Here is a 9,142-nt window from a genome sequence, read left to right on the forward strand (position 1 = left end):
GATGCTCTCCTCACGTCAGTCCGAAGAACGCGCGGACCGTCCCCAGGGATTCCCGGAACACGTCGATCTCCTCGGCGGTGGTGTACACGGACGCCGAGGCGCGCGCCGTGGCCGCGACCCCGAAGCGCCGGTGCAGCGGCTGTGCGCAGTGGTGCCCCACGCGCACGGCGATCCCTGCTGCGTCGAGCACCTGGCCGACGTCGTGCGCGTGCACACCCTCGACCACGAAGGACACGGCCGCGAGCCGGTCCCGGGCGTCCGCGGGTCCGATGAGCCGGACCCCGGGGATCTCGGTGATCGCCAGGAGCTGCTCGGCGAGCTCGCGCTCGTGGGCAGCGACCGCGCCCATGCCGAGGTCGGCGAGGTAGGTGGCTGCGGCCCCCATCCCCACCGCCTGCGCGACCATCTGGGTGCCCGCCTCGAAGCGCTGCGGCGGTGGGGCGTACGTGGTCTCGGACATCGTGACGACCTCGACCATGGAGCCACCCGTGGTCACCGGGGGCATGGCCTCGAGCAGCTCGCCACGGCCGTAGAGCGCGCCCACGCCGGTGGGCCCCAGCATCTTGTGGCTGGAGAACGCCGCGAAGTCCACCCCGAGGTCGTGGAGGTCCACGGGCATGTGCGGTACGGACTGGCACGCGTCGAGGACCGTGAGCGCACCGACCTGCCGCGCCCGTTCCACGAAGGGCCGGACATCGGTGACGGCACCGGTGACGTTCGACGCGTGCGTGAAGGCCAGCACCCGGGTGCGGTCGGTGACGACCGTGTCGAGCTGCTCGGCCCGCAGGCGTCCGTCGTCGTCGACCTCGATCCAGCGCAGGACCGCACCGGTGCGCGCGGCGAGCTCCTGCCAGGGCACGAGGTTCGCGTGGTGCTCGAGCTCGGTGACGACGATCTCGTCACCCGGCGCGAGCGCGAACCGGCGGGCGCTCTCGCCCCCGCGGCCGAGGGTCGCGTTCGACATCGCGTACGCGACGAGGTTGATCGCCGCTGTGGCGTTGCTCGTCCACACGATCTCGCCCTCGTCCGCGCCGACGAAGGTGGCCACGGCGCGCCGTGCCTCCTCGAAGGCCTCGGTGGCCTCCTCCGCGAGCTGGTGCGCACCGCGGTGGACCGCTGCGTTGCGCTGCAGGTAGAAGTCCTGCTCGGCGTCGAGCACCGGGTGGGGCTTCTGCGACGTCGCACCCGAGTCGAGGTACACGAGCGGCCGGCCGCCCCGCACGGTCCGCTCGAGGAGCGGGAAGTCCGCACGGACGGCGGCGAGCTCCGTCGTGGTCAGCGGCTGCGTTGCGCCCTGGTCGATCGCGGTCATCTCCACCCGGTTCCCGGCGGCGGCCCGTGGGCCGCCGCCTCTGTGTTCTGTCGCTTGCTGGTCGTGCGTCAGGCGGTGGCGCCGGTGAGGTACCGGTCGTAGCCCTCGCTCTCGAGGCGGTCGGCCAGCTCCGGGCCACCCTCCTCCGCGATCCGGCCGTCGACGAAGACGTGGACGAAGTCCGGGGTGATGTAACGCAGGATGCGCGTGTAGTGCGTGATGAGGAGGACGCCGACGTCCCCCGTGGAGCGGACGCGGTTGACGCCCTCGGAGACGATGCGCAGCGCGTCGACGTCGAGCCCGGAGTCGGTCTCGTCGAGGATCGCCATCTTCGGCTTGAGGAGCTCCATCTGGAGGATCTCGTGGCGCTTCTTCTCACCGCCGGAGAAGCCCTCGTTCACGGAGCGCTCCGCGAAGGAGGAGTCCATGCGCAGGCCCTCCATGGCGACCTTGACGTCCTTGATCCACGTGCGGAGCGCGGGGGCCTCGCCGTCGATCGCGGTCTTCGCGGTGCGCAGGAAGTTGGAGACGGAGACTCCGGGGACCTCGACGGGGTACTGCATCGCGAGGAACATGCCGGCGCGGGCGCGCTCGTCGACGCTCATGGCGAGGACGTCGGCACCGTCGAGGCTCACGGAGCCCGAGGTCACCTGGTACTTGGGGTGGCCGGCGAGCGAGTAGGCGAGCGTGGACTTGCCCGACCCGTTGGGGCCCATGATGGCGTGCGTGCGGCCGCTGTCGATGGTGAGGTCGACGCCACGGAGGATCGGCTTGGGGCCCTCCTTCGTCTCGACGCTCACGTGCAGGTCGCGGATCTCAAGTGTGGACATTCTCTGGTCTCCTAGGAAAACGACAGGGGGGCGTCGACGTCGACGAGCACTCGCTCGCCGTCGACGCTCACGGGGTAGACGGGCACGGGGCGCACGGCGGGCAGCTGGTTCGGCTGGCCGGTCCGCAGGTCGAAGGTCGACCCGTGGAGCCAGCACTCGATGAAGCAGCCGTCGACCTCGCCCTCCGAGAGGGGCACGGCGCCGTGGGAGCAGACGTCGGAGATCGCGTGGAGCTCTCCGTCGGCGTCCCGGACGATCGCGACCTCGACCGGGCCCGACGCACCCTCGAGCTCCACACGGAGGGCGCTCGAGGGCTGGACGTCGGTGGTCATGCAGGCGTGCTGGGCAGTCATGCGGGGGCGACCCCGCCCTCGATCACGCTCATCGACTTCGACAGCTCGAGCTCGATGGACTCGAGCAGCCGCTCCTCGACGGACGGCACGCCGATCTCCTGGATGAGCTCGGCGAAGAAGCCCCGGACCACGAGGCGACGTGCGTCGGCCTCGGGGATCCCGCGCGCCTGGAGGTAGAAGAGCTGCTCGTCGTCGAACCGGCCGGTGGCGCTGGCGTGGCCGGCGCCCTCGATGATCCCGGTCTCGATCTCGAGGTTCGGGACCGAGTCGGCGCGGGCCCCGTCCGAGAGGACGAGGTTGCGGTTGAGCTCGTACGTGTCCGTGCCCTCGGCCTCGGCGCGGATGAGCACGTCGCCCACCCACACCGTGTGGGCCCCGGCACCCTGGAGCGCTCCCTTGTAGGTCACCCGGGAGGTGCAGTTCGGGACGGCGTGGTCCACGAAGAGGCGGTGCTCCTGGTGCTGACCGGCGTCGGCGAAGTAGAGACCGATCATCTCGACCTCGCCGCCCTCACCGGCGAACTCCGCGTCCGGCGTGACCCGCACGACGTCGCCGCCGAAGGTGACGACGATGTGCTTGACCTTGGCGTCGCGCCCCAGCCTGATGCGGTGCGAGCTGGCGTGGACGGCGTCGGACGCCCAGTCCTGCACGCTCACGAGGGTGAGGTGCGCGCCGTCCTCGACGACGACCTCGACGGTCTCGGTGAGGTTCGCCGACCCGAGGTGGTCGAGGACCACGACGGACTCGCTCAGCGCGCCGGCGTGCACCAGGAGGTGGCTCGCCGAGGGGGTCATGTCGATCCCCTCGACGCGGACGGACGTCACGTCGGACGCGACGGCCTGCGCGGGGATCGACACGACGGTCGCCTCCTCGACGGACGTCCAGGCGGTGACCGCGGTGCGGTCGCCCGGGACGCCCGCACGGCCGAGCCGCTCGTCGTCGCGGCCGACGATGGTCACCTGGACCTCGGGCGCCTCGACGACGGTCGTGCGCACGCCCGCGGAGGACAGACCGGTCTCGAACAGGGGTGCCAGCTTCGCGACGGGCGAGAAGCGCCACTCCTCCTCGCGACCGGTCGGGATCCCGATGACGTCGGGGTCGAACGACGTGATGCGCTCGGCCCGCGACCCCTGCGGGGTGCCGCCCGTGCCGTGGGTGTGCGCGCCGTCGGCGACCGCACGGGAGTGGTCGGTGCTCAGCGCGGGTGCGCTGTCGGTGGTGCTCGTCATCAGCCGACGGATCCTTCCATCTGGAGCTCGATGAGGCGGTTGAGCTCGAGCGCGTACTCCATGGGCAGCTCGCGGGCGATCGGTTCGACGAACCCGCGCACGATCATGGCCATCGCCTCGGTCTCCTCCATGCCTCGGGACATGAGGTAGAACAGCTGGTCCTCGCTCACGCGCGACACCGTGGCCTCGTGGCCCATGGACACGTCGTCCTCGCGGACGTCGACATACGGGTACGTGTCCGAGCGGGAGATCTGGTCGACGAGGAGCGCGTCGCACAGGACGTTGGACGCGGAGTGCGAGGCACCCTCGAGGACCTGGACGAGCCCGCGGTAGGACGTGCGTCCACCGCCACGCGCGACCGACTTCGAGACGATCGACGACGAGGTGTGCGGGGCGGCGTGCACCATCTTGGCGCCGGCGTCCTGGTGCTGGCCCTCGCCCGCGAAGGCGATGGACAGCGTCTCGCCTCGGGCGTGCTCGCCCATGAGGTAGATCGCGGGGTACTTCATGGTGACCTTCGAGCCGATGTTCCCGTCGACCCACTCCATGGTGGCGCCCTCGGCGGCGGTGGCCCGCTTGGTGACGAGGTTGTAGACGTTGTTCGACCAGTTCTGGATGGTCGTGTAGCGCACGCGGGCGTTCTTCTTGACGATGATCTCGACGACCGCGGAGTGCAGCGAGTCGCTCTTGTAGATCGGCGCGGTGCAGCCCTCGACGTAGTGCACGTAGGAGCCCTCGTCGGCGATGATGAGGGTCCGCTCGAACTGGCCCATGTTCTCCGTGTTGATGCGGAAGTACGCCTGGAGCGGGATCTCGACGTGGACGCCCGGCGGGACGTAGACGAAGGAGCCGCCGGACCAGACGGCCGTGTTGAGCGACGCGAACTTGTTGTCACCGGCGGGGATCACGGACCCGAAGTACTGCTCGAAGATCTCCGGGTACTCGCGCAGGCCGGTGTCGGTGTCGACGAAGATGACGCCCTGCTCCTCCAGGTCCTCACGGATCTGGTGGTAGACGACCTCGGACTCGTACTGCGCGGCCACCCCGGAGACGAGACGCTGCTTCTCCGCCTCGGGGATGCCCAGGCGGTCGTACGTCTCACGGATGTCCTCGGGGAGCTCGTCCCACGTGGTCGCCTGCTTCTCGGTGGAGCGCACGAAGTACTTGATGTTGTCGAAGTCGATGCCCGACAGGTCGCTGCCCCAGCTGGGCATGGGCTTCTTGTCGAAGAGGCGCAGCGACTTCAGCCGGAGCTTGAGCATCCACTCGGGCTCGTTCTTCAGCGCGGAGATGTTCCGCACGACGTCCTCGGACAGCCCACGCTGGGCGATGGCCCCGGCGTCGTCCGAGTCGTGCCAGCCGTACCCGTACGAACCGATGGACGCGATGATCTCGTCGTCGCTCCGGACGTCGGGAGCGTTCGCGGTGTCTTGCGTTGGTGCGCTCATGGTGTTCCTTCCACAGGCCGTCGGATCACGGTCGTTCTGGGGGTCTGGTCGTGCGGGGTGACGTGCGCCCGAGGGCGCTGCGCCGTCAGGACGGGCTCCGGGGGTCCGGTCGGGTGACCGGGACGTTCGTGGTGCACACGTGCCCGCCGTTGGCGAGGGTCACGAGTCGTTGGGTGTGCGAGCCGAGGAGCCGGGAGAACACCCTCGACTCCGCGTCGCACAGCTGGGGGAACTCTGCCGCGACGTGCTGCACGGGGCAGTGTCCCTGGCAGAGCTGGACGGTGAGTGCGCCGCCCACCGGACGGACGCTCGCCGCGAAGCCGTCCTCGCTCAGCGCGTCGGCGAGCTGTTGCACACGCCCCGGGACGTCGGGGGCGGTGACCTTGGGGGTGTACCGCCTCTCGAGGTCCTCGAGGCGCCGGTTCGCGAAGTCCTCGACGGCCGCCGTGCCAGCGGTGTCCGCGAGGAAGCGCAGCGCCTGGGCGGCGAGGTCCGGGTAGCCGCCGGAGATCGCGGAGTGCGCACGATCGGTGGCGACGTACGCGCGGGCCGGGCGTCCCCGGGCGCCGGTCGGGCGACCGACGTGGACCGAGACGAGGTCGGCGTCCTCGAGACACCCGATGTGCCTGCGGATCCCCGCGGCGCTGAGGCCGAGCGTCGCCGCGAGCGCCGCGGCGGTGACCGGACCCTCGGCGATGATGAGCTGCAGGACCCGGTCGCGCGTGGTGGAGTCGTGGTCGGTCGGGTCGACGGACGCACGTCGCGCCGCTCCGGTGCTCTCTCCCACGGTCCACCTCCTGTCGGCCTCGTCGGTCATGCTTTAGACAACATCCTTATTGGCTAAATCCATTCCCGCAAGCAAGGAAACCCTCACCTCCCCGGGGTCGGCGCGAGCGCGCACACCGAGGCCGCCGGGCGCGTCCGCCCACCGCTCCCCCACGGCTGTCCCCGGTTAGACTCAGCCACCGTGCCTCCCAGCCCTGCAGCGGTCGAGATCCGCGGCCTCACCAAGACGTACGACGGCCGCGCCATCGTCGACGGCCTCGACCTCACCGCGCGCCGCGGTGAGGTGACCGCCGTGCTCGGGCCCAACGGCGCGGGGAAGACGACGACCGTCGAGTGCTGCGAAGGCCTCCGGACGCCTGACGGCGGCACCGTCCGGGTGCTCGGGCTCGACCCGGTCGTCGACTCCGCGCTCGTCCGTGAGCGGGTAGGCGTGATGCTCCAGGACGGCGGGCTCCCCACGTCCGTCCGTGCGCTCGAGATGCTCCGGCACGTCTCCACCATGTACGCGGACCCGCGCGACGTCGCCGAGCTCGCCGACCGCCTCGGTCTCACGTCGTTCGCTCGGACCACGGTCCGCAGGCTCTCCGGCGGACAGAGGCAACGCCTCGCGCTCGCCACCGCGCTCGTCGGACGGCCCGAGCTCGTCTTCCTCGACGAGCCCAGCGCAGGCCTGGACCCGCAGAGCAGGCACGCCGTCTGGGAGCTCGTCCGCGAGCTCCGGGAGACCGGCGTGAGCATCGTCATCACCACGCACCTCATGGACGAGGCCGAGTCGCTCGCCGACCATGTCGTCATCGTGGACCACGGGCGGGTCATCGCGGAGGGGGCGCCGGCCACGCTGCTCGCCTCGGACAGCAGCACGCTGACCTTCACCGCGCGGCCCGCGCTCGAGGCCGTCTCCCTGGCCGCCGCCCTCGGCGCGGGGGTCGAGGAGACGAGCCCCGGGTCCTACACCGTCACGGGGGCCGTCACCCCGGCCACCGTGAGCATCCTGGCCCGCTGGTGCGCGGACCGCGGTGTGCTCGTCCACCGGCTGTCGACGGGGCGCCGCACGCTGGAGGACCTCTTCCTCGACCTCACCGGACGGAGCCTGCGATGACCGGGACCACGGGTACAGCGGACATCGAGCCACCACGGGCGGCGCGGCCTGCCCGGCGCATAGCGTCCCAGGCGGCGTTCGAGACGCGGATGATCCTCCGCAACGGCGAGCAGCTCATGGTCACGGTCCTCCTGCCGGCCATGCTCCTCGTCGGCCTCGTGGTCACGTCCGTGGTCGACCTCGACACGGGAGGCGCGTCCCGCGTGGACTTCGTGACCCCCGGTGTGCTCGCCCTCGCGGTCATGAGCTGCGCCTTCACGTCCCAGGCCATCGCGACCGCCTTCGACCGCCGCAACGGCGTCCTCCGGCTGCTGTCCACGACCCCGCTCGGCCGTGGCGGTCTGCTCGCCGCGAAGATCGTCGGGGTCCTCGCCGTCGAGGCCGTGCAGGTCACGGTGCTCGCAGGGACCGCCCTCGCGCTCGGGTGGCGGCCCGCCGCGGCAGGCGTCCCGCTCGCTCTCGTCGCGCTGCTGCTGGGCACCGCGGCCTTCACCGCGCTCGCCATGCTCGTCGCCGGGACGCTCCGTGCCGAGGGCGTCCTGGCCGTCGCGAACATCCTCCTCGTCCTGCTCACCGTGGGCGGTGGCGTGCTCACACCTCCCGACCAGCTCCCCGGGGTCCTCGCGCACGTCGCGGGCCTCCTTCCGTCAGGGGCGCTCGGCGAGGCGATGCGCGGTGCGTTCCTCGACGGGGCCGTCCCCTGGTCGGCCGTGGTCGTCCTCGTGGTCTGGACAGCCGTCCTCGGGTGGGCCGCAGCGCGCTTCTTCCGCTGGCACTGACCGGCGCCGACCGGCCTCGGTGACCGGCACCGGTGCGCCTTGTGGGCGAAGGTCACACCTTGCCGCCCTCGTCGGGCACGGTGGCGCGGCTACCGTTGTCGTGTGACCCCGACGACGTCCCCGACACCCTCACCTGCCGGCACCGCTGACGGCACGACGCGCTCCGCAGGTCCCCGATGGCTGCGCGCCCTGCGCCGACGCGAGCGCGCGGTCCTCGTCGCCAACCTCGTCGCCCAGATCGGCATCGTCGTCACGGGTGGCGCAGTCCGCCTCACGGGCTCGGGGCTCGGCTGCTCCACGTGGCCGATGTGCGAGCCGGGGCAGTTCACCCCGGCGTTCCACGAGGCCACCGACCTCCACCCGTACATCGAGTTCGGCAACCGCACCCTCACCGGGGTCCTCGGTGTCATCGCGATCCTCGTGGCGGTCCTCGTGTGGTCGGACGTCCGGCGCTCTCGTGGGTACCGCTGGCTGGGTCTGGTGCCGCTCCTGGGAGTCGTCGCGCAGGCCGTCATCGGGGGGATCACCGTACTCGTGGACCTCCACCCCGCGATCGTCGGCGGTCACCTGCTCATCTCCATGGCCCTCGTGGCCGCGTCGGCGGCGCTCCTGCACCGCAGTCGCGAGGGCGACGGGCCCGCGACGCCCACCGCAACGCAGGCAGCACGGACCACCGCCGCGGTCATGCTCGTCGCCCTCGTCCCGATGCTCGTCCTCGGCGTCATCGTCACCGGGTCGGGGCCGCACTCCGGGGACGAGGACGCCGCCTACCGTTTCGCGCTCGACCCGGCACACATGACACGCCTGCACGCGGTCTCCGTCTGGGTGTTCCTGGCGATCCTCCTCGTCCTCGCCACGCTCGTCCTCCGCCGCCGACCCGTCCACGGGCCGGCGCGCCGGTCGGTCGTCCTCCTGCTCGTCGTGACGCTGCTCCAGGGAGGCATCGGGTACGCCCAGTACTTCACGGGTCTCCCGGTCCTCCTCGTCGGTCTTCACATGCTCGGTGCCGCCGTCCTCACGGCGGCCGCGACCGTGGTCCCCCTGAACCTCCGCACCCGGGCCGGCACGGACACGAGCCCGGTCGCCGACGCACCCGCACGGTACTGACGACCCGCACGACAGGAGCCGTGGTCCCTGGGTGGGACCACGGCTCCTGTGGTGGGCGGGGCGGTGCCTCGCCCGGTGGTGGTGCTAGTCGCAGGTGGTGCCGTTGACCGTGAAGGTCGTGGGTGCGGTGTTGGTGCCGCCGTGGGTGCCGTTGAACCCGAGGGTGGTGCTGGCCCCAGGTGCGAGGGTCCCGTTCCAG

General features: G+C 71.4%; 10 protein-coding genes. 3 read left to right on the forward strand and 7 right to left on the reverse strand.

The features are described 5' to 3' along the window. Window positions 1-10: 10 nt before the first annotated feature. The 6 genes from JAV76_RS08310 to JAV76_RS08335 all read right to left on the reverse strand — a co-directional run bounded on the left by JAV76_RS08310 (window position 11) and on the right by JAV76_RS08335 (window position 5,989). Window positions 11-1,312 carry a SufS family cysteine desulfurase gene (locus JAV76_RS08310; protein WP_198733568.1) on the reverse strand — a complete coding sequence of 434 codons (1,302 nt, stop codon included), beginning with the start codon at window positions 1,310-1,312 and terminating at the stop codon, window positions 11-13. A gap of 68 nt (window positions 1,313-1,380) precedes the next feature. After that, the gene (gene sufC / locus JAV76_RS08315) at window positions 1,381-2,142 is read right to left on the reverse strand and encodes a Fe-S cluster assembly ATPase SufC (protein WP_198733569.1); all 762 of its coding nucleotides are present in this window, start codon (window positions 2,140-2,142) and stop codon (window positions 1,381-1,383) included. A gap of 11 nt (window positions 2,143-2,153) precedes the next feature. Further along, the gene (locus tag JAV76_RS08320; RefSeq protein ID WP_198733570.1) at window positions 2,154-2,495 is read right to left on the reverse strand and encodes a non-heme iron oxygenase ferredoxin subunit; all 342 of its coding nucleotides are present in this window, start codon (window positions 2,493-2,495) and stop codon (window positions 2,154-2,156) included. Beyond that, the gene (gene sufD, locus JAV76_RS08325) at window positions 2,492-3,724 is read right to left on the reverse strand and encodes a Fe-S cluster assembly protein SufD (RefSeq protein WP_198733571.1); all 1,233 of its coding nucleotides are present in this window, start codon (window positions 3,722-3,724) and stop codon (window positions 2,492-2,494) included. The genes JAV76_RS08320 and sufD overlap by 4 nt, the downstream gene beginning before the upstream one ends. Next, window positions 3,724-5,172, reverse strand: coding sequence for a Fe-S cluster assembly protein SufB (gene sufB / locus JAV76_RS08330; RefSeq protein ID WP_198733572.1), 1,449 nt, complete (start codon window positions 5,170-5,172; stop codon window positions 3,724-3,726). Before sufB ends, sufD begins: the two co-directional genes overlap by 1 nt. Before the next feature lie 85 nt (window positions 5,173-5,257). Beyond that, entirely contained in the window at window positions 5,258-5,989 is a 732-nt protein-coding gene (locus JAV76_RS08335; protein ID WP_198733573.1) for a helix-turn-helix transcriptional regulator, read from the reverse strand. Between the two features lie 150 nt (window positions 5,990-6,139). Between JAV76_RS08335 and JAV76_RS08340 the strand changes: the two genes are divergently transcribed. The 3 genes from JAV76_RS08340 to JAV76_RS08350 all read left to right on the forward strand — a co-directional run bounded on the left by JAV76_RS08340 (window position 6,140) and on the right by JAV76_RS08350 (window position 8,943). After that, entirely contained in the window at window positions 6,140-7,057 is a 918-nt protein-coding gene (locus JAV76_RS08340; protein WP_198733574.1) for an ABC transporter ATP-binding protein, read from the forward strand. Beyond that, window positions 7,054-7,836: an ABC transporter permease gene (locus JAV76_RS08345; RefSeq protein ID WP_198733575.1), complete on the forward strand. Its 783-nt coding sequence runs from the start codon at window positions 7,054-7,056 to the stop codon at window positions 7,834-7,836. The genes JAV76_RS08340 and JAV76_RS08345 overlap by 4 nt, the downstream gene beginning before the upstream one ends. Window positions 7,837-7,938: 102 nt before the next feature. After that, window positions 7,939-8,943 carry a COX15/CtaA family protein gene (locus tag JAV76_RS08350; RefSeq protein ID WP_307844091.1) on the forward strand — a complete coding sequence of 335 codons (1,005 nt, stop codon included), beginning with the start codon at window positions 7,939-7,941 and terminating at the stop codon, window positions 8,941-8,943. An 84-nt stretch (window positions 8,944-9,027) separates the two neighbouring features. Here the strand turns inward: JAV76_RS08350 and JAV76_RS08355 are convergent. Further along, window positions 9,028-9,142 (reverse strand): cellulose binding domain-containing protein (locus JAV76_RS08355; protein ID WP_198733576.1); only part of this gene is annotated, 115 nt, incomplete at its 5' end.

The organism is Sanguibacter suaedae, from assembly GCF_016342785.1.
Lineage (GTDB): Bacteria > Actinomycetota > Actinomycetes > Actinomycetales > Cellulomonadaceae > Sanguibacter > Sanguibacter suaedae.